The organism is Rhizobium sp. CFBP 13726, from assembly GCF_014841925.1.
GTDB classification, from domain to species: Bacteria; Pseudomonadota; Alphaproteobacteria; order Rhizobiales; family Rhizobiaceae; genus Neorhizobium; species Neorhizobium soli.
Window position 1 is genome coordinate 191,132 of the sequence record NZ_JACYUU010000002.1, and the last position, 24,774, is coordinate 215,905.

General features: G+C 55.4%; 19 protein-coding genes and 4 pseudogenes. 14 read left to right on the plus strand and 9 right to left on the minus strand.

Translation table 11 applies throughout. The features are described from left to right. The first annotated feature begins 20 nt into the window (after positions 1-20). Positions 21-788: a hypothetical protein gene (locus IFT66_RS07930; protein WP_192077262.1), complete on the plus strand. Its 768-nt coding sequence runs from the start codon at positions 21-23 to the stop codon at positions 786-788. A gap of 108 nt (positions 789-896) precedes the next feature. Further along, positions 897-2,261: a DUF4041 domain-containing protein gene (locus IFT66_RS07935; protein WP_192077263.1), complete on the plus strand. Its 1,365-nt coding sequence runs from the start codon at positions 897-899 to the stop codon at positions 2,259-2,261. Positions 2,262-2,361: 100 nt separating this feature from the next. On the opposite strand, the gene IFT66_RS07940 is transcribed toward IFT66_RS07935, so the two are convergent. From IFT66_RS07940 to IFT66_RS07955, 4 genes and pseudogenes are all read right to left on the minus strand, one after another. Next, positions 2,362-3,447: a restriction endonuclease gene (locus IFT66_RS07940; protein WP_192077264.1), complete on the minus strand. Its 1,086-nt coding sequence runs from the start codon at positions 3,445-3,447 to the stop codon at positions 2,362-2,364. Positions 3,448-4,787: 1,340 nt separating this feature from the next. Then, entirely contained in the window at positions 4,788-6,317 is a 1,530-nt protein-coding gene (locus IFT66_RS07945) for a HEPN domain-containing protein (protein ID WP_192077265.1), read from the minus strand. Between the two features lie 186 nt (positions 6,318-6,503). Beyond that, a pseudogene (locus IFT66_RS07950) lies at positions 6,504-7,604 on the minus strand (IS3 family transposase). Positions 7,605-8,832: 1,228 nt separating this feature from the next. Then, complete coding sequence (locus IFT66_RS07955; protein ID WP_192077266.1) at positions 8,833-9,039, minus strand: hypothetical protein; 207 nt, start codon at positions 9,037-9,039, stop codon at positions 8,833-8,835. Positions 9,040-9,603: 564 nt separating this feature from the next. On the opposite strand from IFT66_RS07955, the gene IFT66_RS07960 reads away from it, so the two are divergent. The 3 genes from IFT66_RS07960 (at position 9,604) to IFT66_RS07970 (ending at position 13,239) form a co-directional block, all read left to right on the plus strand. Then, entirely contained in the window at positions 9,604-9,915 is a 312-nt protein-coding gene (locus tag IFT66_RS07960; protein WP_192077267.1) for a hypothetical protein, read from the plus strand. 1,899 nt (positions 9,916-11,814) lie between these two features. Beyond that, on the plus strand, positions 11,815-12,519 hold the full coding sequence (locus IFT66_RS07965) for an SOS response-associated peptidase (protein WP_192077268.1): 705 nt from the start codon (positions 11,815-11,817) through the stop codon (positions 12,517-12,519). 216 nt (positions 12,520-12,735) lie between these two features. Further along, positions 12,736-13,239, plus strand: coding sequence for a PAS domain-containing protein (locus IFT66_RS07970; protein WP_192077269.1), 504 nt, complete (start codon positions 12,736-12,738; stop codon positions 13,237-13,239). 1,850 nt (positions 13,240-15,089) lie between these two features. On the opposite strand, the gene IFT66_RS07975 is transcribed toward IFT66_RS07970, so the two are convergent. Then, complete coding sequence (locus IFT66_RS07975) at positions 15,090-15,494, minus strand: winged helix-turn-helix transcriptional regulator (RefSeq protein ID WP_192077270.1); 405 nt, start codon at positions 15,492-15,494, stop codon at positions 15,090-15,092. A gap of 84 nt (positions 15,495-15,578) precedes the next feature. On the opposite strand from IFT66_RS07975, the gene IFT66_RS07980 reads away from it, so the two are divergent. From IFT66_RS07980 to IFT66_RS07990, 4 genes and pseudogenes are all read left to right on the plus strand, one after another. After that, a complete protein-coding gene (locus tag IFT66_RS07980) occupies positions 15,579-16,343 on the plus strand; it encodes an NAD(P)-binding domain-containing protein (RefSeq protein ID WP_192077271.1) in 765 nt (254 codons plus the stop codon). A gap of 353 nt (positions 16,344-16,696) precedes the next feature. Continuing rightward, positions 16,697-17,602, plus strand: a complete 906-nt coding sequence (ku, locus tag IFT66_RS07985; protein ID WP_192077272.1) for a non-homologous end joining protein Ku — start codon at positions 16,697-16,699, stop codon at positions 17,600-17,602. A 10-nt stretch (positions 17,603-17,612) separates the two neighbouring features. Then, positions 17,613-17,746, plus strand: a pseudogene (locus IFT66_RS23900) (Ku protein); the annotation flags it as partial. Position 17,747: 1 nt separating this feature from the next. Then, positions 17,748-18,351, plus strand: a pseudogene (locus tag IFT66_RS07990) (SOS response-associated peptidase); the annotation flags it as partial. A gap of 722 nt (positions 18,352-19,073) precedes the next feature. Here IFT66_RS07990 and IFT66_RS07995 read toward each other — a convergent pair. Then, positions 19,074-19,457, minus strand: coding sequence for a hypothetical protein (locus IFT66_RS07995; RefSeq protein ID WP_207105879.1), 384 nt, complete (start codon positions 19,455-19,457; stop codon positions 19,074-19,076). 23 nt (positions 19,458-19,480) lie between these two features. Here IFT66_RS07995 and ku (IFT66_RS08000) point away from each other — a divergent pair, with 23 nt between their 5' ends. From ku (IFT66_RS08000) to IFT66_RS08010, 3 genes are read left to right on the plus strand one after another with little or no spacing between them, the layout of a single operon-like run. After that, positions 19,481-20,386 carry a non-homologous end joining protein Ku gene (gene ku, locus IFT66_RS08000; protein ID WP_192077274.1) on the plus strand — a complete coding sequence of 302 codons (906 nt, stop codon included), beginning with the start codon at positions 19,481-19,483 and terminating at the stop codon, positions 20,384-20,386. 10 nt (positions 20,387-20,396) lie between these two features. After that, entirely contained in the window at positions 20,397-21,209 is an 813-nt protein-coding gene (gene ku, locus IFT66_RS08005; RefSeq protein WP_192077275.1) for a non-homologous end joining protein Ku, read from the plus strand. A 1-nt stretch (position 21,210) separates the two neighbouring features. Then, positions 21,211-21,528, plus strand: a complete 318-nt coding sequence (locus IFT66_RS08010; RefSeq protein WP_113112096.1) for a hypothetical protein — start codon at positions 21,211-21,213, stop codon at positions 21,526-21,528. Between the two features lie 195 nt (positions 21,529-21,723). Here the strand turns inward: IFT66_RS08010 and IFT66_RS08015 are convergent, their stop codons facing one another. Then, positions 21,724-21,930 carry a hypothetical protein gene (locus IFT66_RS08015; RefSeq protein WP_092665011.1) on the minus strand — a complete coding sequence of 69 codons (207 nt, stop codon included), beginning with the start codon at positions 21,928-21,930 and terminating at the stop codon, positions 21,724-21,726. 1,313 nt (positions 21,931-23,243) lie between these two features. On the opposite strand from IFT66_RS08015, the gene IFT66_RS08020 reads away from it, so the two are divergent. Beyond that, positions 23,244-23,483 carry a type II toxin-antitoxin system VapB family antitoxin gene (locus tag IFT66_RS08020; protein WP_012653071.1) on the plus strand — a complete coding sequence of 80 codons (240 nt, stop codon included), beginning with the start codon at positions 23,244-23,246 and terminating at the stop codon, positions 23,481-23,483. Continuing rightward, on the plus strand, positions 23,483-23,917 hold the full coding sequence (locus IFT66_RS08025; RefSeq protein ID WP_113112094.1) for a type II toxin-antitoxin system VapC family toxin: 435 nt from the start codon (positions 23,483-23,485) through the stop codon (positions 23,915-23,917). Before IFT66_RS08020 ends, IFT66_RS08025 begins: the two co-directional genes overlap by 1 nt. A gap of 345 nt (positions 23,918-24,262) precedes the next feature. Here IFT66_RS08025 and IFT66_RS08030 read toward each other — a convergent pair whose 3' ends face one another. Then, a complete protein-coding gene (locus IFT66_RS08030) occupies positions 24,263-24,430 on the minus strand; it encodes a hypothetical protein (RefSeq protein WP_192077276.1) in 168 nt (55 codons plus the stop codon). Between the two features lie 83 nt (positions 24,431-24,513). Further along, positions 24,514-24,624 (minus strand): annotated as a pseudogene (locus IFT66_RS23480) (ethanolamine utilization protein); the annotation flags it as partial. Between the last annotated feature and the right edge of the window lie 150 nt (positions 24,625-24,774).

Sequence of the window (24,774 nt, forward strand, 5' to 3'; positions counted from 1 at the left end):
CAGGTTGTTAGGACTCCGCCATGTCATTTATAAAACGTCTGCTCAAGAAACCCTTCATTTCTGCCGAGCTGCATGCCACGGCGGCGCACCACCTAGCCAAGCCTCCGCTCCCGGATGCGATGTATGAGGCTGCAGCTACAATGGTCGGGAAGAAGGGCGTGTCCCTCCTTGACCACTGGCGCTCGACGTTCTCACTTCAGCTCGATGAGATCGCAGGTCAAAAAACCTGGCATGCTCAGCGGTCCATGCTGTTGAGGATCGTTCTGGTCGAAGAAGGCTGGAGCGACGTTTTTACTTGCACCAATGATATTCCTTCGCCTGAGGTCTGGACGCATCTCGTAGCCGAGAACGAGACGTTCAAGCAATTTCCGAAAGAGACCTGGAAGAGCCTATTGTTGCAGCGATACATCCTTGCCCTCCTGAGCGCGGCATGCCTCATGGAAATCGGTATCAAGAACTATGGGATCGACGGCATTAAACAGCTCGAAACCCGTCTGCACAGCGAATATTACCGAGAGATTCTCAACCTTGACCTCAAAATTGGTGCGATGATCAGAGAGATGATCGACAATTACAGCGACGAGGATGCGATGAACGTCGCGGGACTAAAGGACGATGTCATAAATCCCATCATCGCTGATCAATACAAGGTTCTGGCACTAATTGCCGAGCAGATTGCTAACTCGAAGGTCGACATCGAGACCGTCAAGGATAAATTGGCAGGTCTTGACGCAAAGAAGCGCGAGATTGGGCAAGCCCTGGCGGCCGCAGGATCTACTGCAGTGTAGCACGGGACTAGCTTTAGCCCTGCATAATTGAGTCTTTTCACAACATACACTTGCAACGCTAGCAGCAATGAATAGCCTGCCGGACATCAATCGTGGGGACGGTTTTCGATGACGGGCGGCCAAATTTTAATTTTGATATGCGTGCTTGGGTTTCCAATCTGGTCGGTCGCCGCCTCGGTTATTGCCTGGAAGCAATCTCGACGTCGAAAGGCAGCGGAGACTGCTGTCAGCGCGATGGAAGAGCGGTACCGCCCGATCGTGAACGAGGAGGCGGAAGTTCAGCGGCTCCGAGAAGTAGCCAACTCAGTATCGCTCGATATTTCCAACCTGCGAGCATCGTACAGCGAGAAGAAGGCAGTCTTCGACCGTTTGGCCAAGGAAGTCGCTATCTTCGACGAAAAATTGGCTTTTGCTGAGATGGGCGTTTACGAGCCGCACTTCGACTACACCGACAGCGAGCAGTACAAGCAGGCGGTTCTTGAGAACCGTGAGACCCAGAAGCGTATGGTCTCGAATAAGACCGCTGCCGTAGCTAACACCGAATGGACGGTCAGCGGCAGCAAGGCCAAGGGCCAGACGATGAACAATCGGAACGTGAAGCTCGCACTTCGCGCCTTCAACAATGAATGCGATGCCGCCGTCGCCAACGTTCGCTGGAACAACGCGAACGCTATGGAAAAGCGGATCGTCAATGCTCGCCAGCAGATCGACAACCTGAACGCCACAAACGACATCCGAATCACGGACGAATATCTCCGCCAAAAGCTGATCGAGCTGCAGCTCACCCACGAATATCGCGAGAAGCTTAAGGCCGAACGCGAAGAACGGGCCGAGATGGCGAGAGCCGCTCGCGAGGAGCAGAAATTCCTGCGAGATATGGAGCGAGCCGAAGAGGAAGAGGCCAAGTACCAGAAGCTCCTCGACAAGGCGAAGACGGACGCCAGCAAGGCCGCAGCCGACCAAATCGGCGCCTATAACGAGAAAATCCTGATGCTCGAAAAGGATTTAGCTGACGCGCACGCAAAGTTTGAACGGGCCCAGGCGATGGCCGAGAAAACCCGGTCCGGTTATGTCTACATCATTTCAAACATCGGCTCGTTCGGCGAAGAGGTCGTCAAAATCGGACTTACCCGCCGTCTCGACCCGGCTGACCGAGTCCGAGAGCTTGGCGACGCCAGCGTTCCGTTCGTTTTCGACACCCATGCCATCATCTACAGTGACGACGCCCCCGCTCTCGAACGAGCCCTCCATAACGAATTCCAGAAAACCCGGATCAATGCCCAGAACTTCCGAAAGGAGTTTTTCCGGGTATCGATCGATCAGGTCGAGCAGGCTGTGACGCGACTGGCTCCGGGGGCACCGTTCTTCAAGGACGTCGAGGCTCAGGAATATCGGGAGACGCTCGCCCGCCGAAACGCGATGTTGGCCGCTGTCGAGCCGCCCGAGCTTGTTGCGTTCCCTGCTATGATCTGAGTGACGTGATTCAAACTCCTAAAATCAGGCTTAAACGGCTGTTTCGAATCTCAGATCGAGCTTTCCTTTTAAGGCCTGCAGCTTCCGCGTAAAGCAGTGACTAGCGCGGCATCGTCGCGAGGAAATCGTAGATTATCTGGTCAAGCGCCTCAGATGGGTCATTTTCCCGACTGGAGTCATCAGGGTCTGCTATTTGCGCGTCTTTCAATCTTAGCATAGCCTTAAGCTTCTCGTCATCGAGGAAGATAATCAGCTTACCGTTTTCCCGCATGGCCCCTTGAGCAGCCGCAATTGCGTGGTCGGCAGGTAGCTTTCGACATAGGAGAAAGCAGACTGGCCTCAGAGCATCTACACTTAAATATCGTTCGGTTGTGAAGACCTGCATAGCCCCTATCGGGTCGGTGTAGTTCTTGCACTCAAATACAATCACCCTCGCGCGAAAATCTCTTGCCAATGCTGACCAAAACGGACTTTTAGATCGGACACGGTACGTCAGATCCAGGATGCTTAGATCGTCTTCGAGGCGTGGCTGCCTTTTCACATCGGTAAGTTCGTGACCGAAAATGTAGTTGATTATCTCTTCGCACAGCAGCTCGTACCGTTTTGCCCCATCGCGGCCGCCGACGATATCATCCAGTAGCCGGATTAGTTCTTCCGCTCTGGAAACAGCGGGTTGTTCTACAGCGCTCCGCTCTCGCGCGGAAATCGGCGGACTGCCACCGACCTCACCCGCTTGAAGGATCAACTTAACGGAACCAGCAGCCTCAAACAGATTTTTGAACTCATCATGCAATGGAGTGCCGGAAGTTTCAGCCAATATGAAACTGCGATCCCATATCTCAATGCTGAACTCTTCTTGCGCCCATTCCAGCCTTGCTGGGTCCACGTCCCCTGAAACAATCAATACGACCTTGCTGACATCATCCTTGTATCGAGCTACTGCTGCGGCCCAGTCTCTAAGTTGCTTCAGCCGAATATCCGGTCGATGCGTCCAACGAGCTTCACCACACAAAAGAAGATCGCTCTGGTCGTCAACGCGCCTGGCAATGAAGTCGGGACGAAGCACCCCCATCCTCCCAGCGCCTAAAGTGCGGCTCTCTTTCGAAACATTATAACCCATGGATTCAAGGAGCTGATCTACCAGCTGCTCGAAAAGGTAGCCCCGCAAAGCTTCGTCGGGAGACATCAACACCATCCTAGATAACGAAAAAACTGCTCGACTTTAAAAGCTGGCGTCTGCGGTTATCGATCCAAGCCCGGCTTCCAGCCACGCGTCAGGCCACGTCCCACACAATGGCGAGCAACATCGAGCTGCTGACGGAGATATCGGCAGTCCTCGATCAACGTCCCTGGTCGCTCTCATATCGCCGTCATGCCATGCGATAGCTTCGTCGATCACGGTCGGCTAGGGCTGGCATTCTTTTTCGCAGACATAGCAGCTCCTTGGTCGTCGTTTCTAGGCGGGGACAGGGTTGTTGGTCGTCACTGGATAGTTCGAAGGGCGACTCGTGCGCGTCATGCGGCTTATTGAGAAACCTGACGGACCATTCCGATTCCCGCAACCTTCCTGTCAGTGAAAATTTCTGCTTTTCACCTTCAAGGTATCGATATGAAGATCAGGAATGTAGATGTCTCTGGGCTTGATTGGGTCCCGGCTATCGCCGCCGCCGGGCGACCCATGAGCGAACTCTTCGCCCCTAATGGCGATGGGATGCACCAGACTGTGTGGGCCTGATGGTGATCAGTGCGGCATTCGGTTTCCCTGTCTCGACGAAGACACGCGTTAGGTATGGAGGTCGAATTGGAGTTAGACGGGCTAGTCGCCACATCTGAAAGCCTGCCAAACATTCGCAACGGGATGATTAGCACCATTCCATGCGAACCAGATGCCGCACGAAAGGAGCTGGACAACGTTGGGTTCTCCGATCTCCTCGCGATCTACATGAACTGGGTCGATAGGGTAATCGAACCGCGCCCACGCCGAATTTCCTTCTCACCGCATTTTTGGGATGACCGAGCCGCCGCTCAGGTGACGGAAATCATGGCCATCGCGGGCCGAGCGGGAGCATGCCGAAGCCATAGCCCCACGTCAGGATCCAGAAAACAGTCGACGGAAACCACTGCCCGGTCATTGCCAGTCCGAACGCCGAAGCAGATATCAGCAACGAGGTCCCCACGACGCCGCAATATCGTTTTTGTGACTCATCCATCCTGCGAACAAGTTTCCGAAAAAGCCAGTCGCGCCGAGGCTTGATCGAAGGCAACATGATAATCAAGGTCAAGACCACGAGGACAGCGATGGCTCCAGTGACCCCGAACGCCATCCTCCAACCCAACAAGTTACCGATCACAGTTCCGGTAGGAATTCCGGCAATGGTACCCAACGAAACTCCCGGGCCGATATCACTCTGCTTCGTGAATAAACGCCTGCTTCCAGCAAAGACGCGTGCATTCATTGATTTCACAGCCGAAGTTTTCGCAAGGGGAAAATTTCCCGAGCGGTTAGTGGGAGTCTCGGCTAACCGCTTATCCTTCGATTTTCCTGGCGATCCATTGCCTTAGAGCTTTCAACCTCGATGGCTTCGGTGTCACGTCACCAAGAACGTCGCCAACCGGTTGAGAAGCACCTTGTTTGATATTTGGCAAGCCTGCCATGACTGCTAGAAAACACCGTACATAAGCACGCCTTGCAGCATTGATGTCGATCGGAATCTCGCTGGTGCCCTCATGGACAACCTGCCCGCGATACTCCATCAATTTCTGAACTTCACGGAGTAGCTCCGCATGGTCCGGCTCGTTTGCAAGACATAGAGGTACACGCCGCGCGATCCGGTTTTTCACGCCGCCGCGTTGATAGCCGTCGGTGAGGAGGGTCTCAAAGGCTATTGCAATCGAGACAACTGCTTCATCGGCGTTGCTGGCGCTTCGAAACGATTTGTGAAAGTAACTGATTGAAAGAAAGACCTTTCGCAGAACTCTTGCCCGGGTGGACGTTTTCTCGCCTAAGACCCATTCACTCAGATAGCCATCTTCAAGCGCCCTAAGACCTTTTTGTACCTGCGAAAGCAGTGGCTGCTTTTCTGGGTCAGACCAAGAAGATGGGTCGATATCGACATTCATCTCCGCCAGCGAGACAAGATCGGAGCGGGACACATTCATCGGCGTCCGGAGAGGGTTTAGTTCCGGCTTCCCTTCAGTTGCCTCAAAAACCATGTAATGGTTGAAATCGAGCGTTTCAAAATTGTTCGTCCGCGCGGTACTTAGATTACGGGATTCTCGATTCGTCCGGTCAGTCTGCCCTAATGTCGCAAGCATCTGCACGAGAGCGGTTGCGAGCTGAAGCTTGACCATGATTATGAATTGATTTTCGTAGAATCCACTCGTCGTGCTGCTCATTTTGAGTACAAGAAGCGGGTTCTGCGTCGTCCAAGCGAAATGCTCCCGCGTGAACTCAGATCGAAGTGATCCAGGTAAGGAATGCGTAATTCCGAACGCCGCCCTCGCTCGATCAAGAAATGCCAGTGTGCGGTCGATGTTGTTTGTCTGGGAGGAGAGGATCACGCCTGCATCGCGCAGATCGATGTCGGGAATTGTCAACTTCACAAGCCCAGCAAGCCCGAACCCCTGGATACCGAAGGAATGGATTGGGTATAGGACAAAACCCGGATTGTGCAGCTTCCTGACCAACACGAAGTCGAAGAACTCTTTTACAAGGTCGCCTGCTGTTAAATTCGATGCGAGGTGGAATAGAATACGATCCACCGTACCCGAGCTAAGGAAGACATCGTGAGCCCACAGAGCCTTCAGCAGCTCGTTACGTGTCCCGGCAAGCAATTTTTCAACTCGCAAGTATTCCTTGTTCACCGATACCGCTGACCGATTGGCCCCATGAGCTTCAGCCACTTCACCAGCGGTCACAAACTCGTCGATAAAATCGTCGAAATCAGTGTGTGAATTTAGGAATTTTTGATTGCGTCGAGAGTAACCTTCAAGAGGAGAGACGGCGCCCCTGTCAATTTGTGCGACAAGAGCATTGGACTCAAGATTTTCTGCCATCGGACAACCTGATTTTTCACGCCCTTGTAAGAGTCGCAGACGGCGTTTCTGTCAATTGTCTAAGTCGATTTATTCCTTCAGTTTACCTGAGACCCTGAACTTCCTTCAAATTTTGGTAGAGTCCGTCACAACGATGCTCTGGGACCAAACCTTGGACCGCCGGAAGCTGGAGTTTTCCGGCTCTGATCACGATGGCTGACTGGTTGCACCACCGGGATTATGCAGGGCAATCGGGACGTTATATCCGATGGCCGAGTGAGGGCGTTCCTCGTTATAGTATCGACGCCAAGTCTCCAACTTTTCGCGGGAATCCGCAAGGGTCAGGAACCAATGAGCGTTCAGGCACTCCGACCGCAGCTTGCTGTTGAAGGCCTCGATGAAGCCGTTGTCGGTCGGCTTGCCAGGTCGTGAGAAGTCCAGGGTGACGTTGTTGGCATAGGCCCACAGATCGAGATCACGGGAGATGAACTCGCTGCCGTTATCCACCCTGATCGTCTTCGGATAGCCGGTCTTGCGGCAAATGCCTTCCAAGGTCTGGACGACATCCTCGCCGCGATAGGTGAAGCGTGCATCGGCGGTCGGGCAGTAGCGCGAGTGGGTGTCGACCACGGTCAGGATACGCAGCTTCTTGCCGGTTGCGAGCTGGTCGTGAACGAAGTCCATCGCCCAGACGTCGTTCGGCCCGACAGCCTCCTGGCGATCTTCTCTGAGCTTTGCCTTCACCCGGCGCTTGGGATGCTTGTTGCGCAACTGAAGGCCTAACTCGCTGTAAATCCTACGTGTCTTCTTCATATTGATCTTCCAGCCATCACGGCGCAAATGCACATGAACACGGCGGTAGCCATACCGCACGCGTGTCTCACAAATCTCCTTGATGCGTCGTTCGAGTGGGGCCTGTCCGGTGCGGCGGGACTTGTAGTGGTATGTCGAGGCGTCGAACCTCAGGACCTTGCAGGCCCGTCGGATCGATATCCCCCAGTCAACCAGCATCCCGTCGATCAGCTTGCGCTGCCGGGCAGGCCTCAGAGCTTTCGGCGGATGACGTCCTGGAGCATCTCCCGGTCGAGCGTCAGATCAGCGACAATCTTCTTCAGCCTGGAATTCTCATCTTCCAGAGCCTTCAATCGACATCTCGTCAGGCAGCAGACCCGCATACTTCTTGCGCCAATTGAAATAGGTCGCCTGGCTGATCCCAGCCTTCCGGCAGATCTCGGCCACCGGCACGTCGTCGTCGCCCTGCTTCAAAATGAACGCCTTCTGGGCGTCCGAAAACTTCGATGCCTTCATACTTCCGCTCCTTTTCCCAGCCGGGAAATTAACGCGGAAAACTCCAGTTATGAACTGGTCCAGTTTTTGGGGATCAGAGCAATCATCGCGGAACTCAAATTCACCTTCAATTAGGACAACAGTTCCGCCGCTGTCGAGGCTGACAGCTCGAGCTGACACGCCAGCAAGTGCGGGAGAGCATAAAAACAGCACCACCCACGCAGAAACGATGGCAACATGCGTACGCACAAGATTATCCCCAAAGCCACGGCTAACGATAGCTCAACTGCGAGATAATGCAATCTAGCATAGCAGTGGTGACAGCTCGTTCGAGAGATATCTCAATGCGAAACTGGGTCGACTCGGGGACCTCGCGACGGCGGCTGGATCTCAAGCGGAGCCTATCGCCACTCGTAGCTGAGCTGTGTTGATTTCACTGAGAGCTGACCCGGCGCAGCGTCCGGGTGAACGTTGATGACATGCATGAGGACGCCATCGTTATCGCGGAGCGATCGCCAAAGACCGCCTCAGACCACGCCACGGCGCTCACGCACATACGAGAAGGATCGGAGCTGCTTGGTTGAATACAACCGTTCCTCGAAAGGTAATGCGAAATGCCGGACCCGAGTGCCCTTGATTAGTGCTCGAACCAGTAGCCAGAGCAAAGTTCTTCGCATTCTACGAAGCACTTTTTGAGGACTGCAAACGGCACGGTTTCTCGACGGCCGCCTTTCAACATATAAAAAACCGAAAAAGGATACGGGATGAGATGCCGCTACTCGATCGATGCGGTTTGTCCGGAACCAGATGACCAGATCCGCATTTCAACGACAGCAGGCATCGTTTTGGCTCTCCGGTCGTCCGATGTCTGTATCTTGGTGATGGACGAAAGCTCGTGCGGTGGTGGCTCCTTCCGTACGGGCTTTTTTCATTTGGGTCTGCTACCGCCGATCCCATCGCTGTGCGACGTCCGTTGCCGATCTGACAGACTCAATCCCGATTAGATCGGATGATGGGAAACGATACTCGCCACCGTCTTGGCTTACTAAGTAAAGGCCGTCCGGTGACAACATCACCATCGAGCACAAGAACACACGCTCGACATCTTCTTGGAAGACCGTAACGATGTATATGCTGTCCATGTAGATGCGCCGGTCCCCATGCGATCATCCCACGTAGTCGAAAGACTGGAACAAATCTAGTCTCGCTAGCAAACAACGTCGTTGATTAGATCAATCGAATATGATTGCTACAACGGCTTTAAGATCGAGATCTGATTGCCTGGGATAAGTTGAATAACCTTCTGTGCGTCCATTAGACAGACAGCATCTATGATTGCTTCCGGGTCGAACCCCATGTCGATGAGCGGTGCCCCGATGGCGTAGATGTTGACGTTATCGCCCGGCTTTAAATCAAGCTTCCGCAAGCACTCAATGACAGCTTCCACCGCGTCCATGAAGCGCTACTCCCGAACGAACCGTGGCCGCCAGCCCCTCGCCGCTCCGTAAGAGACGAACTTCGATGCTATCAGTAGCTGTCCATGTAGGAAGGATGCGTCAGCAATGACGTGCCTTAGCGCGGCAACCGCATCGCCTTCGTGCGCGGCCAGTAAGGCTTCCGCATGATCGATCTCAACGTCATTTGTTGTTACGGCTTGGATAATTGCTGACATCTCGCACCTGATCTGGACGGATAATGTTCTTGTTGTGTTCTCTTAACTCACATGAGTCAACGGCTTCTTCCGCACAATTATCAATCGGAACTAAACTGACGGTTTGTCATTTCCTCTACAACCATAGGAAAGACTTCATGCCTTATCTGGCCAGTTCCAAAAGACGCACACCCGCCCCGCCCTCCTTGATCAAGCCTCACCAAAACTATCTAATGACGGTTGTTGTAATGAGCGTGATGATTGCTGCAGTCTGCTTGACTTCCGCGTTCTTGGCGTAAGCGATAGAGCGCTCACTCGCCTCACTACTACAACTCACTGACTAGTTAGCAATTACGAATACTCGCATTAATGGCAGAATTGGTATGGTTCGATCAGGGGTTTGAGATGGCCTTCAGTGAAAACGACGTTCCTAACTTAGGGTTCTACAACTGGAACGTGGTGGATAATTGCCTTACCGGCGATGCGATATTCGCCAGTCTCTACGGGTTCACTTTGGATGAGGTGGTTAGAGGTGTGACCATCGAAGACGTCATGGCACGCATCATCCCCGGTGATCGTGAGAGGGTGGCTTTTGAAGTCAACACCGGCATACTCAGTGGTGAGGCTGGCTCCACCTGCTACACCGTATTTAACGGCTTTTGTTTGAAGAAGGTCATGTAGATTGGCAGATGCCTACACGATACTACGGGCTTGCCTTCATTCTACACAGGTACGATTTTCGAGCGACCGGATCGGCAGCAGGACGTTCCGACAGACGTTTCTGGTCATAATGTCGTGCCGTTCCAGCGACTATCGCGCACGGATGTGCCAGCGCCTTAACAACACCTTAAAAAACCCTTGTTGGCAAAAAGTCATAACTGCGGAACCAGTCACGAACATCTGTAGAATAAACGGGACCCTGCCTCTTTGCGCGGGCTACTCGTGAACCTCGCAACGCGAGAAGGGGTGCGGTTTGCGTCCCCCAAAGCATAAAAATAATGAATTGGGTAAAGGTTAGCTTTGCCACCTTATGCAATGGCTATCCTGAAGGTAACTGCTTGACCCTGCCAGATCCGATCGACACCATTGGATACGACTGCCGATCTCTGCGATCCGCTGTATTGATCTGGATGGCGAAGGGAGAAAACTACATCGGACTGTGTGACCCCGTACCGAACGATATTCCAGGGTTTGAAGTGGTGCACGTCATCAACCGACCACCACGAATTTCGTCAAGATGAGTTTCCAGAACCCCTGCCCAGCAAGGGATTCCGGCTGCTATATGCTCGTTATTTCGTCAGATGCCGGAATAGTGCGTCGTACCGAGAATAAAAATGTCGTCAGATCGAGGAAATCTGAAAACCGCTTGACTGACAGGGCACGTCGCACTTTTCAGCAGATCGAAAAGGGGAAGGCTGTCATGGAGACAGAGCCTTCCAAGTCGGAGGTCCGGGTTTGGCTTCGGACCTCCGAAGGAATATCAACGTTACCCTTAAGAGGCAAGCTTACCAACAGGCTGTTTCAACGATTGGGGACTTGGGAAGGCCAACTTTCATCAGCCTTCCCGTTGAAACGGACGCTTCATGCGGGGAGCATGTTGAGGGCTGCCGTTCCAAGATAGAGACAATGGTTCTGACGTCATACCGCTGAACCATCGTCGCTCGTCGCCATAGCCGGAGGAATCAACTCTCGGCAACAACATAAGCGTAACAATGATCAGTGTGAGGAACAATGGTCAGATACGCTTGGTGGCAACAGAACGCATAAGGTGAGGATTGTAGCGGAGCATGTCGGGAGCAGGTACCAATCACTGGCGACATGCTCGCTGGGCTACTGGTATTGCTGCACCAGAGGCAGCGCGAATATGAGTGGTTGTGGTTAAGGAAGCATTGTGGACTGGAAGCCCCGCTATCTCGCGGGATATAGGCGAAGGGCAAGCCGAATAGCCCTGACCTGCCCTCGCCGTTTGAGAAGATCGCAACTTGTAGGGAACGAAGCTTCAAGCCGTCACGATAGATATGACAACGCCTCACAACCTATCAGTGACGGTCAACCCGAGCAAGAGACAGATAATTACCAGTGGGAACCTTCGTAGCCGCCGTCTCCAACGTGAGGCTGATGATCACCGAGCTAACCAAGAAGGCAATGGCTGTGATCTGATACCTTTGCCTTCTTGGAAGCCGACAACGACCGAGACGTTCATGCTTGAAACGCCCGCCCCGGTCGTCACGCATCTCGGCAAGGCGTTGCCAAGACGCTGACTGGTTATCAGGCTTTTGTTTAAGGAATTATTGCGGGCTCATGACCGGTCTTACCCAACCGGTCGTCGTTTTAGCGGGCATGTCGGTAGCCGGTAACTACCAACTCCAACACGCCCGCTCCACCAGCTGGAAAGGCATCCCAGAGGCATGTCGCCGACCACGAGGGGGTGTCGTGCTGGCAATGCACTTATATTAGAATATCCTAAAAAAGTAACAGCAGCCTTCCTGTGAATGAGGCTCCGCCGTCATCTAGCCATTGAAAGCGTTGTTGATACTTCAGCGTGGCCGCATATCTAAGCAGGACAAGGGAGAGACGGGCATGTGCAACCTCTACAATGTCACGACCAACCAGCAGGCCATCAGGGACTTCATAAGCATCACGCGGTTTCGGGAAGGAAACCTGCCACCGTCGATCAACGTCCACCCGGATCGCGAGGGACCGATCATCCGCGTGGACACCAACGGCGAGCGTGAACTGACGATGTCGACCTGGGGCATGCCAACGCCTGAAGTGCATCTCGACGGTAAGCCAGACCGAGGCGTAACTAACGTTCGCAAGACGTTCATTCCCCACTGGCAGCAGTGGCTCCGCGTCGAGAACCGCTGCCTCGTTCCCGCGACGGCATTCAGCGAGTACGAACAGTCGGCTGACCCGGCCACGGGAAAGAAGCCGCTTCGGTGGTTCGTCGTCGGCGAGGACAAGCCGCTGTTTATGCTTGCAGGCATCCATACGAAGTGGATCGGCTCACGGGGACCGATCAAGGCGCCGCGCGAGGGAGAACACGACCTCTATGCCTTCCTGACGACCGACCCCAACGAGATCGTAAAACCTATCCATCCGAAGGCCATGCCCGTTATTTTGACAACGGAGGAAGAATGCGAGATTTGGTTGACCGCACCGTGGAGTGAGGCGAAGGCCCTTCAACGCCCCCTGCCCGCCGACCGAATGACGGTATTGCCGCGTTACACGGAGGTCGGTGGCCTCGGTAGCTTGCCGACATTGACGAAAGACCTGTTCGGCTGATCTTGCGTGGCCACGTCTCTGCGGTAAATTTGGAGCTGGCTGGATCGGCGCTGTAATAACGACCTGCGGAACGTATGCGACATTCCACGTACGACCGGATAATCTAATCGACCGCCGTACGAACCTTGAGACCCGTAAGGATCTGTTCACTTCGAAGAAAGGCCATTGTCGGAAACGCTAAATTAGGCTTTGTTGTTGGCTAATAAGGGGTCTGTCATGGGAAATATGCACAATGGACTGATCGAAGTCGTACTCAACGGTGCAGGGTTCTACTCCTGGTCTTTGACGACGAACAAGCTTACAGCGGATGCGGCATTCGCGGCTATCTACGAGATAAATGAAGCCGATCTGGCGAAAGGGATTCCAGTCGAATCTATCCTTGAACGTATCGTTGCCGAAGATCGCCCTCGCCTAGCCAAGCGCATCCACGAAGTCATTCTTGGAGGGAAACCCTTCGTTTCGCCCTATCGAATCCTGACAAGAGATGGGAGCATGAGATCCCTACTGAGCATGGGGTCTTGTTCGCACGATGAAGATGGTGTGCCCTCGATCTACTCGGGCATCGTGCTTACAGCAGAGAAGGTCGAGATTGGGCTCGAATCCGCCGGGCTCGAAAGCCACATAGAAGCCGCACTCAATCTCGCGAGGAACGACGGACTTGAACTGACCGAACGCTACTTGTCGTCGGCACTACGGTCGCTCTCTTCTGAAGAATCGTAGAACTTACTCAACTGTCTGAGCACTCGAAGGACCATTTCCCTCTTCTCGATGCGGGCATCCTCATCACCTACGGCACGGATTGAAGCTGTCCGAATTCGTACAATCAACTCCGCCAACTTTTCTTCCTCGTTCATGTGCATACCAATGCTCAGACTTACATGGCCATAGCGTGCATCGCGGTTGAGCTATGGCTGTGACGCAAGTCGTAAGCGAGACAGAACAGCAGTCGAGTTGGCACGGAGTAAAGAGTTCACGCCGATGGGATCGGACGGTTAGTATTATGAAATCGGGTCGTCAGAAGGCCAGTCGTTGGCATGTTCCTTGACGTATCGGGTACCGTCTGCCGCAGAATTGATAATTAGGTTGTCGGACGGTTCGGGGGGCTCGCCCTAACACCAGTGGCTTGATCTGCTGATCGCAGAGTCTGTCCATTCCCTCCTGCTAGTATGTCTTCTTGACGTTCTAACTCGCGCTCGACAACTTCATGGGATCGCTCTGCCGGATCTTGCTCTGCAGTACGGTCTTTTCGATCATTTTATTCTCCTTTCCGCATAAACCGACCCGATCATTTTTCGTTCCCTATAGGAGCGTTGATCATCAGTTGCCGTGCGTCACTCAAGCGACAACGGACTTGGGTTTCCCGGACGGAAGAACGCGAGAGTTCGATAACCGTGCCGTGAAGTGACTCGATGGCTTCTCGACGCCGCCTGCTCGCGGGCGAGATGTTGGCTTTGCGCGTATCCGGGAGTTGGGGGTCAGAGAAGACTTCTGGCACAGAAGAGATACCTCTTCTGCAGACTTCTGAGTGATGAATGACGGTGCGAAACGTAAAGTCGCGGAGCGGTCATGACTGGGCAGGCGAAGGCGAGCCGCCCCGTAGCGGCACGATCCAGTTTCGGGAAGTCACTTTCATACAGAAAGCGGTGTGTCGCAACGCCCGAACCGACCGGGCAAACGGCTCATTTCATTGGCGAGAAGTGAGGCTCGCTGCCCGCATGAAGCGTGGTCCGTCTGCAGCGAGCCTCGGCTGCAGTGCCCGGGGTGGGGCAACCGCAGCACGCAACTGTGGGCCTATCAAATACCGGGCGCAACGGCCAGATCTAGCCCACTGGACGGCTAGGCAAACCTGCGGGATCGAAGGTCAATCGTTCCGGTATTTAGGTCGAGGCAGAGGATGCCGCTGTCAGTCAAACGGTAAGGCTCGACGGAAGCGCAAAGACCGAGAGACGCCAGTTTTTCAACGCAGAGAACGTGCTTCGACCCAAGTCGTCGTGGAAGCTGGCCAGCGAGCATCCGTAGCGTTTCGATCTCGTCCCGTATCAATTCGGGCATGAGTTCCTCTAACGCGCGAATAGAACGACGGTGGTAGATCCGTCAACAACACGATGACGTGTCAACGTATTTGATTGCCCGTAGTTATGGCTTTTGCGGACCAACCTTCAGGTGCATAGCACACCGGACACTGGTCGGTAGGTTGACGTCGTTCTGCATTCGTTCCATTTATTTATCATGGTCGGAAATCTCAGAACACTTGCCGAGGCTGTCAGGCACAACATGGTCGTCGTTGCGACGTGCCGCCCATGCGGTCGTGAGGGCAGGTTTCTGGCCCGGGATCTCGCCCAGTACAAAGGATGGAACGCCAACCCCTGGAAATTGAAGTTCCGGTGCAGTGCGTGCGACGGGACCGACATGAAAATCACTTGCGAGTTGTTCGATCCCGATCCCAGAAGCGTCCAGGTGATCTGGAAGCCGATCGAGATAAAGCGCTGATCGCGACGCAGCGAAAAGCGCCGCCTCGCAGTGTTAAGAGGCCCGCACGAAGCGCTGAAGGCGATTGGATTTCTGTGGCTTCACAGTTGTGGCGCACTCGTCTTTTCGGACGTTACTGTCGGCTCGCCCATCGTTTCCCGTCGCATGAACGCCCAGTCGATCAACTCCGCCATCGCGGGGCCGAGCGCGATGCCCATCCCACTCAGCTCGTACTCCACTCGCGGTGGCACCTGAGGGAAAACGGTCCGGGAAATAATCCCGTCTTTCTCCAGTTCCTTGAGCTGTTGGATCAGCATCTTCTGATTGACGCCCTCGACCCTCCTCTCCAGCTCGGAGAACCTCAGAGGTCCCTTTGCGCCGAAAAGCTGGCAGACGATAACGATTTTCCACTTGCCCTCTAGTACGCGCAGGGCATCCCGAGTGGCGGCTGCCCAAACGAGCTGCTGTTTAGGATCGTCGCATCTCCAATCGCGTTCGATGGCCATACTTACCTCGCAGTGGGCTACCCACTTATTAGTAGGTTCTTGTTGTGCTGACTAGCTACACCTAATCTAGGACGTGAAACAACCGTGAAGGAGTGCAGTCACGTGAAGATAGGAATTCTAGGCGTCGGACACATCGGGAAAACCCTGGTTCGGACCCTCAGCGAAGCAGGGTATGACGTGAAGGTCGCCAACTCGCGCGGCCCGGAAACAATCCCGTCCGAGGTGCTTGCCTCAGGCGGCAAAGCAGTCACCGCCGAGGAAGCGGTCAAAGACGCCGACGCTATTATCCTTTCGATACCGTTGAACCGGATACCTGCTCTCAAGCCACTGCTGGCAGCTGTTCCCCAAGACACCGTGGTGATCGACACCTCGAACTACTATCCGATGCGCGACGAGAAGATCGCCGACATAGAAGAGGGTAAAGTTGAGAGCGTCTGGGTCTCCGAACAGCTCGGCCGCCCCATCGTCAAAGCCTGGAACGCAATTGGTTCGGACTCCTTCGCGAGGAAGGGCAAACCAGCAGGAAGCTCTGGACGTCTCGCCATCCCGGTTGCAGCTGACCGAGAGCGCGACAGAGAGGTGGGCATGACGCTCGTCGAAGATTCCGGACTAGATGCCGTTTACTCGGGCACTATCGCGGAGTCGTGGCGGCAACAGCCGGGCGCTCCTGGCTATTGCACCGACCTCACCCGGGAAGAGATGCCCGACGCGCTGGCGAAGACGGAGAAGGCTCGCTTGCCGAAGCGTCGTGATCTAGCCGTGGCTGTCATCCAGGAACGGGTCGGCGACGCGACGACAAACCCCGATGCGGACTTCGGCGTCCGTGTTAACCGTGCGATCTGCATGTAACATCCGTCAAGGAGGCTGGCTGCGGACGGTGGCCAGCCTCGTCTGCCCGTAGCAGCGCTGGTCTCCCTACCCCTCGAAGCTTCATTCCAGGCTGGATCGCGGCATATGCGGCTAGGCCTCTCTAGGCTTCCGCGCTGAGCGTGCGAGTTCCTCTTGGACATTTAGACGTCGTCTCCAGAACGTCAGAGGCAACATGGCGGTGAGACGACTGCGTTTGTCAACGAGACCTGCGCTCGCTGAATCAGATTCCGAAGATAACCCCTCAAGCCATTGAAAAATGATTCGTTTTGACTCGGAACGAATCACTTCGAATCCGATTGGAGTCGCCAACCGGGTGATTCGGAGTAACGCGTATGGCAGGTCATCGAGCGCAGTGGAAAGGCTTCCTGAAGTTCGGAGAGGTAACGGCGGGTGTGACGCTTTATACGGCAGCCTCCACCTCCGAACGCATCACGTTTAACACGATCAATTCGGCGACCGGCAACCGGGTCAACCGCGTCTTCATCGACAGCGATACCGAAAAGCTGGTGCCGAAGGAAGCCCAGACCAAGGGCTTCGAAATCGAAAACGGCAGGTATCTCGTCATCGATCCAGACGAGGTGGCCGCCACGATCCCGGAGAGTGACAAGACACTCGAAATCGAGGCGTTCATCCCCTGCTCCGACGTCGACGACGTCTACTTCGACAAGCCCTACTACCTCACCCCGGATCGCATGGGCTCGGACGCGTTCGCCGCACTGCGCGACGGCATGAGGAAGTCGAAGGTCGCAGCCATCGCCAGGACCGTCCTCTTTCGGAGAATTCGCACGGTTCTCATCCGTCCCCACGGCAAGGGATTGATCGCCACCACACTGAACTACGACTACGAAGTCCGGTCCAGCGAGAAGGCGTTCGAGGATATGCCGAAGCTGGAGATCGAAGGCGAGATGCTCGATCTCGCCAAGCACATCATCAGCACGAAGAAGGGGACATTCGATCCCGCAACCTTCGACGACCGATATGAGGCGGCGCTCGCCGAACTGGTAAAGGCCAAGGTCGAGGGCAAGGCGCTTCCCACGCGCAAGAAGATAGAGGCCTCGCAGCCGAGCGACCTGTTAGGCGCCCTTCGCGAGAGCGCTGGCTTGCTGAAGGCTGCCGAAACCAAACCGGAACGCACTGCCGCCAATGCCAACGCTGGCACGGGTCGGAAACGTCCGGCGCGTGAGGCGGTCGGGAAGTCCGCCGCTTCGAAGGTCGCCCCACAACGCAAGGCAAGCTAGGAGTTTGACGATGGCGATCCGTCCTTACTGGAAAGGCTACCTCAAGCTTTCTCTCGTCACCTGCCCGGTCTCCATGACCCCTGCGACAAGCGAGAGCGAGAAGGTGCGGTTTCATACGCTGAACCGCGAGACGGGCAACCGTGTNCCACCCGGATCGCGACGGACCGATCATCCGCATGGACACCGAAGGCGAGCGCGAGCTGACCATGTCAACATGGGGCATGCCGACGCCTGAGGTGCATCTCGACGGCAAGCCCGACAGGGGTGTTACGAACGTCCGCAAGACATTCATTCCCCACTGGCAGCAGTGGCTCCGCGTCAAGAACCGCTGCCTTGTTCCCGCGACGGCATTCAGTGAGTATGAACAGACGGCCGACCCGACTACGGGGAAAAAGCCGCTACGATGGTTCGTCGTCGGCGAGGATCAGCCGCTATTCATGCTCGCAGGCATTCATACGAAGTGGATTGGCGCACGAGGCCCGATCAAGGCACCCCGAGAGGGTGAACATGACCTCTATGCCTTCCTTACGACCGATGCCAACGAGATCGTAAAACCTATCCATCCGAAAGCTATGCCCGTCCTTCTGACGACGAAGGAAGAATGCGAGATTTGGATGACCGCGCCATGGAGCGAGGCAAAGTCCCTTCAACGTCCCCTGCCCGCAGACCGAATGATGGTGTTGCCGCGTTACACGGAGGTAGGTGGCCTTGGGGGCCTTCCGACATTGACGAAAGACCTGTTCGGCTGAAGGGTCGTCGAACGGCCGTAGTGAAACAGACATCGCTAAGCGTATAGTCGCGTATCTGTCATGGCTGAGCAGATGAAGGCGAGCCGACCTTGGTGGCGGCGATCCGCTCTTCAAGAGTACCCGCCGTACCGAGGGCAGTATGTCGCTTCGAGCCCCTGGACCGACCGCGCAACCGCTCGTATTAATTTACGAGAAGCGAGGCTCGCCGCCCGCTTGGAGCGTGGTCCGTCCGCAGCGAGCCTCGGCTGCAGGCTAGGACCTCGGGCGGGCAACCGCAGCACGCCATTGTGGACCAATCGCCATACGTGAGCAACGGCCATATCTGACCCTCTGAACGCTAGGCGACCCGGCGGGATCGAAGGTCAACCGTTCCTGTGCTTGCCTCGAGGCAGAGAATGCCTCTGTCCGTCAGACGGTGAGGCTCGACAGAAGCGCACAGACCGAAGGACGCAAGTTCTTCTATACAGAGGACATGCTTCGACCCAAGTCGTCGCGGAAGCTGACCAGCGAGCATGCGCAGCGTTTCAATCTCGTCCGGTATCAATTCGGGCATAGGTCCCTCCAACGCCCGAATAGGACGTCGGTGGTAGACAGGTCAACGACACGATCACGTGTCGACGCATCGGCAATGGCCGCCGTGATTCCCACAGCCGGGTTGGCCGTCAGGTATAACGGACTGCGATGCTGGCTTGTAGGTTGACGCCGTTCTGCATCCGTTCCGATTATTCGTCATGGTCGGGAATCTCAGAACACTTGCCGAAGCCGTCAGGCACAACATGGTCGTCGTTGCGGCATGCCGCCCATGCGGTCGCGAAGGCAGGTTTCTGGCGCGTGACCTCGCCCAGTACAAAGGCTGGAACGCCAGCCCATGGAAACTGAAGTTCAGGTGCAGCGCCTGCGACGGGACCGAGATGAAAGTCACTTGCGAGTTGTTCGATCTCGATCCCAGAAGCGTCCAGGTGATCTGGAAACCGATTGAGATCAAACGGTAAGCCTGCATGACGAAACCACGCTGAATCAAACTCGTAAGATATCCGCTCAAGCCATTGAAAAATGATTCGTTTTGACTCGGAACGAATCACTTCGAATCCGATTGGAGTCGCCAACCAGGTGATTCGGAGTAAAGCGTATGGCAGGTCATCGAGCGCAGTGGAAAGGCTTCCTTAAGTTCGGAGAGGTCACAGCGGGTGTAGCGCTTTATACGGCCGCCTCCACCTCCGACCGCATCACCTTCAACACAATAAATTCGGCGACAGGCAACCGGGTCAACCGCGTCTTCATCGACAGCGAGACCGAAAAGTTGGTGCCTAAGGAAGCCCAGACGAAGGGCTTTGAGATCGAGAACGGCCAGTATCTCGTCATCGACCCAGACGAGGTGGCCGCCACGATCCCGGAGAGCGACAAGACGCTCGAAATCGAGGCGTTTATCCCCTGCTCCGACGTCGACGACGTCTACTTCGACAAGCCCTACTACCTCACCCCCGATCGCATGGGCTCCGACGCGTTTGCTGCACTGCGCGACGGCATGAGGAGGTCGAAGGTCGCAGCCATCGCGAGGACTGTCCTCTTCCGGAGAATGCGCACGGTTCTCATCCGTCCCCACGGCAAGGGCCTGATCGCCACGACGCTGACTTACGACTACGAAGTTCGGTCCAGCGCGAAGGCGTTCGAGGACATGCCGAAGCTGGAGATCGAAGGCGAGATGCTCGATCTCGCCAAGCACATCATCAGCACGAAGAAGGGGACATTCGATCCGGCAACCTTCGACGACCGATATGAGGCAGCACTCGCTGAACTGGTGAAGGCCAAGGTCGAAGGCAAGGCGCTTCCCAAGCGCAAGAAGATAGAGGTCTCGCAGCCGAGCGACCTGCTCGCCGCCCTACGAGAGAGCGCAGGGCTGCTGAAGGCTGCCGAATCCAAACCGGATCGCACGGCTGCCAATGCCAATGCTGACGCTGGTCGGAAACGTGCGGCGCGTGGGGCGGTCGGGAAGTCCGCCGCTTCGAAGGCCGCCCCACAACGCAAGGCAAGCTAGGAGTTTGACGATGGCGATCCGTCCTTACTGGAAAGGCTACCTCAAGCTTTCTCTCGTCACCTGCCCGGTCTCCATGACCCCGGCGACAAGCGAGAGCGAGAAGGTGCGGTTTCATACGCTGAACCGCGAGACGGGCAACCGTGTCGTCTCGCAGTACATCGACTCTGTCACCGGGAAACCCGTTAAGGACCAGAACGAAGCGAAGGGGTATGCCCGTGGTGAGAACGACTACGTTATCCTGAGCGACGATGACCTCGACGCCGTCCAGCTCGACACGGTGAAGACAATCGACATCCAGAAGTTCGTACCGTCGCAAAGCATAGAGTGGATCTACCTCGAAAAACCGCACTACTTGATGCCTGACGATGCCGTCGGCCACGAGGCTTTCGCCGTCATCCGTGATGCGATGAAGGCCGACAATGTCGTCGGTGTATCCAAGCTGGTTATCGGCCGTCGCGAACGGGCGGTCGTGCTGGAGCCACGCGACAACGGCATTGTCCTCTGGTCTCTTCGCTTTGGGGACGAGGTACGGCCGGAAGAGGTGTATTTCGAAGACATAGACGACGAAGCAGAACCCGGCCTGATCCCTCTCGTGCAAAAACTGATCAAACAGAAGTCTGCGAGATGGTCGCCTGAGATGGTGAGCGATCCTATCCAGGAGAGCCTGCTGAAGCTGATCGAGGAGAAGAAGAGAACCCTGAAGCCCACACGGAAGGCCTCGAAGACAAAGGAAGCGCCTGCTCCCGCATCGAACGTGGTCAATATCATGGACGCGTTGCGCAAATCTGTCGCGCACGACCTTAAAAGCAGGAAGGCAATCTGATATGGTCGACCATCCCGAAATCACCCTGTGCGAACCAGCACCGTTTCTCTACCACGAAAACGGACAGATCGCGGTGACCGACGGCTCGCAGGTCTGGTCGGTGATCGTGACATGCGAAGCGATCAGAGCGATTGCCAACCCGCCAGAGATGTCGTTGCGTCGTCTGACGCTTAACGCCAACTTTCTCACTGGTCTGGCTGCTGCCGCGATATCTCGCGGGGAAGATATCGGCGGTAAGGTGTTCGTCAGCGAGAGCGATGTACTTTTTGCGCGGATATTGCCAGTTTCATCGGAGGCGCTCACGCCTCTTCACAGGTGACGATCTGTGCGCGATGCAGAGCTGGCATAGAGGCAGTGGTACAGCTTCTAAGCCTACGGTGACTTTGCCTCGCGGATCGACATGCCCGAACTTCCAAGCTTCCTAGACCCGAAGCGCAACCGGGCAGCAGAACCGTAGTGGGGTAGGTGATAGGACTGAACCCGCAACACAATGGCGACGACATCGATACATGCGTCACTCCAATGCACCGAGTTCGCGAAAGGCCCGGCGTTGATCTTCTAGAGTATCTCCATCGAAGAACACACGAAATGCCTTGCCTTGCGATTTTAAATCCCGAGCAGTCTGTAATGCGTCGGTAAATAGCAGCTTCGGCTCATTTTGAGTATCAATGCCATCAGGGTCGGTCGAACTGAGGGGAATTATCTGGAATGTTGCTGCCATGGTCTCTCCTTGAAGACGTTAGCCTTCATTGCCGTCCGAAACAAAGTTCTCCGAGCCGCTGCTTCGGGGAGCTTCTAAGGCTCTCGCCTGAGGCAGCCATTTGGTCTCTAGGATAGACCCGATGGCCAGGACGACCTCATCAACGCTCCAATTGGCGTCTGCTAGTTCATGAATAAGCGCAACTAGCTTATGATCAATGATCTCCAGCAGTTCGCTATCCTGCGATCGTTCTGGCACCATCCCCAAATCCTCCAACTGCTGAAGTCGAATCGCTGAGGATAGACATACCGCGTGAAACGAAGTCAGTTCTCGATACGCTATCCCACACGGAAACGCTCGTGGCACCTACCGCTTCGGAGTAGACGTGTTGGACGCCTCGTCACCATCGTTCTCTTTGGGGCATTGCTGTTTGTCGTCCTGTCGTTTCAGATCACGCTCGATTGTCTCACGTGAGCCCTCAGCGGGATCTTGCTCCGGGTGTTTCTCAGCTTCACTCACATCATTTCTCCCGTTTTTCGGACGCGTTAATTGGCGTAGAAACAGCAACAAATTTATTGCTTGATAGTTCCGCGGGATAGCCACTTCGCGGCCTGGGCTGCTAGACGGTTCACGTGACTACCGAGTCACTGCATTCGCCCGTCGCGCGTCTCACCTACCGTTGAAATCCGATTGGTGAGAACCACAAGCGATGGCTTCAACGTCGTCGACCTCTCTCCTGCTGTCTGATGATAAGCTAGACGCCGCGGAACACATGTGAAGCCGCTGGGTTTCTGCCCTGATCACGAGACGACGACCATTGCTGACCGGGACCAAGATGAATTCGAAATCCGGTCGTCAGAGGGCATGTCCGTCGGCTCGGCGGCGTGAGCGCGTCCTGCTGGCATGTGTGCCAACTCGGCTACCGGAATTTCCCGACGGCTTTTCTTTGACTTACAGAGACTAGAACAGACCACGGTGCGCTCCAGCATCCTGCTGCCTTGCCGCCCGCGCCCTGCGATGTGACAACGTCCGGACCGCCCTGCTCTGCCCATGCATGGATCAAGTCGTCTCTTCGATCGAGACGGAGATGTCCAGCGTCCCCCTCACAGCTGAAAAAGACCGTACTTCAGCGAGTGGTCGCAAGTTCGTGGATGACCAGGGCAAGACCCGTCTGCTCCCTCACCCACGCCCATCCGTGGTACCACCACCCGCACGGCTTGAACGCCGCCGCTTCGTCTGAGGCAAAAGGGCGATCATTCCTTCGCAAAGATCTGGAGACCATTGCGAGCATATGCTATTCGGGATATTATAATATCCACGAAAGGATATGTATCATGCCGCTCTACATCAAAGATCCTGAAGTAGATACGCTTACCGAAGAGCTGATCCGCTTGACCAAGACATCCAAGGTTGATGCCGTGAAGACGGCGCTTAGGCGCGAGATCGCCAGCCGCAAGGGCAGCTTGCCCATGCGTGAGCGCCTGGCTAAGTCCCTCGCGATGGCGAGGGACGCCGGTCCCTTTGCGCCGGGGGATCACAAACGAGAAACTGACGAAATGTGGGGCGAAGACTGATGCTATTCGTTGACGCTTCCGTGGCCGTCGCAATCCTAGCCGGCGAAGACGACGCCGGCGAGCTGATGCACAGGCTTGAACAGCATGACGGCCCCTTTTACGTGTCGCCGGTGGTTCGCATGGAAGCCTCGCTTTCGCTGACGCGGCGTATGGCCGAGGCGACAGGCCGCGACCGTCCCGCTACGCCTGACATGCTCGCTAAGGCGCGAAGGATGGTCGATCAATTCTTCGCGGACCTTGAAGCCAAGGAGGCCATGATCTCGGGAGATGTGGGGACCAAGGCGCTGGACGCCGCACAGCAGTTCGGGAAGATCGTCAATCACCCGGCGAAACTCAATATGGGTGATTGTTTCACCTATGCCTGCGCCAGAGCCTACCGCACGAAGATCGCTTACAAGGGCAACGACTTTACTGAAACCGATCTCGGCTGGTGACCGTCAAACGCGCGAGGTAGTCATGTCTGGAGATGTATCGCAGATTTTTCTACACATATTCTCCATGCCAATGGGACTAAGGCGAAAGACGCTGGAAAGATGACGACGCGGGCTTTGATATCTTCGACACATATGAAGCTGCGAAGGAGGACGCCCTACAGCTACGGGAAGACAGCGTGCGTCATGGCGAAACTGAGTAGACACCCGTCCACATCGAGAAGCTTGTCCTCGCCCATGAACCGGGAAAATCTGCTGCTTCTATTCAATTCGGGCTTTGGAGGCCGCTGTCACGAGCACGAAGTGTTGGACTCGATCGACTAAAGTCAGCCACGACGAGCGGGCTTTTCACATCCGGCGTGGAGCTCCGAGGAGCAAATCCATTTCCTTGGACGTCAAAACATTGCCGGTTTTCAGAATGTAAGCTGCGATATAGGTCAGCTTCTCATTGACCTTGCGCTCACCCTGCGGCTTGTAATGGAGGATTGCGTGTCGGCTTTCCGCTTCTTGCCTCATCAGAGCGTCGTCAGACTGAGCGGCGTCTGCCATCGCGGGGAGCGTGGCGATGTGCTAATCGATCAACTCCTCAAGGCATGTCTAACGGGGCCACCATCCTTCTCGTCGATTAGGTTTCCGGCAAAGATATCGGCATCCTGTCCAGGTGATCGCTCCAGTTTGGCGTCGGACAGACTGAATTTCTGAACCTTCATTTCTACCTCCCTATTCCCGACTGGAGGTAGTGTGGTGGCCGAGATCAGCAAGGCTGACAGTAGAGGAGACGAAGATCACCAAGAGCTCCACCTTACCGACACTCGAACAGCCATTACACGGAGATCAGAGGAGCGGCGGCGCGCACGATG

Coding starts and splice junctions, on each gene's coding strand:
- ku (WP_192077272.1), top strand. CDS start 16,697: ATGGCAGGTCATCGAGCGCAGTGGAAAGGCTTCCTGAAGTTCGGAGAG.
- IFT66_RS07940 (WP_192077264.1), bottom strand. CDS start 3,447: ATGTCTCCCGACGAAGCTTTGCGGGGCTACCTTTTCGAGCAGCTGGTA.
- IFT66_RS08020 (WP_012653071.1), top strand. CDS start 23,244: ATGCCGCTCTACATCAAAGATCCTGAAGTAGATACGCTTACCGAAGAG.
- IFT66_RS07965 (WP_192077268.1), top strand. CDS start 11,815: ATGTGCAACCTCTACAATGTCACGACCAACCAGCAGGCCATCAGGGAC.
- ku (WP_192077274.1), top strand. CDS start 19,481: ATGGCAGGTCATCGAGCGCAGTGGAAAGGCTTCCTTAAGTTCGGAGAG.
- ku (WP_192077275.1), top strand. CDS start 20,397: ATGGCGATCCGTCCTTACTGGAAAGGCTACCTCAAGCTTTCTCTCGTC.
- IFT66_RS07930 (WP_192077262.1), top strand. CDS start 21: ATGTCATTTATAAAACGTCTGCTCAAGAAACCCTTCATTTCTGCCGAG.
- IFT66_RS08015 (WP_092665011.1), bottom strand. CDS start 21,930: ATGGCAGCAACATTCCAGATAATTCCCCTCAGTTCGACCGACCCTGAT.
- IFT66_RS08025 (WP_113112094.1), top strand. CDS start 23,483: ATGCTATTCGTTGACGCTTCCGTGGCCGTCGCAATCCTAGCCGGCGAA.
- IFT66_RS07955 (WP_192077266.1), bottom strand. CDS start 9,039: ATGGACGCGGTGGAAGCTGTCATTGAGTGCTTGCGGAAGCTTGATTTA.
- IFT66_RS08010 (WP_113112096.1), top strand. CDS start 21,211: ATGGTCGACCATCCCGAAATCACCCTGTGCGAACCAGCACCGTTTCTC.
- IFT66_RS07945 (WP_192077265.1), bottom strand. CDS start 6,317: ATGGCAGAAAATCTTGAGTCCAATGCTCTTGTCGCACAAATTGACAGG.
- IFT66_RS07935 (WP_192077263.1), top strand. CDS start 897: ATGACGGGCGGCCAAATTTTAATTTTGATATGCGTGCTTGGGTTTCCA.
- IFT66_RS07960 (WP_192077267.1), top strand. CDS start 9,604: ATGGCAGAATTGGTATGGTTCGATCAGGGGTTTGAGATGGCCTTCAGT.
- IFT66_RS07970 (WP_192077269.1), top strand. CDS start 12,736: ATGGGAAATATGCACAATGGACTGATCGAAGTCGTACTCAACGGTGCA.
- IFT66_RS07975 (WP_192077270.1), bottom strand. CDS start 15,494: ATGGCCATCGAACGCGATTGGAGATGCGACGATCCTAAACAGCAGCTC.
- IFT66_RS08030 (WP_192077276.1), bottom strand. CDS start 24,430: ATGAGGCAAGAAGCGGAAAGCCGACACGCAATCCTCCATTACAAGCCG.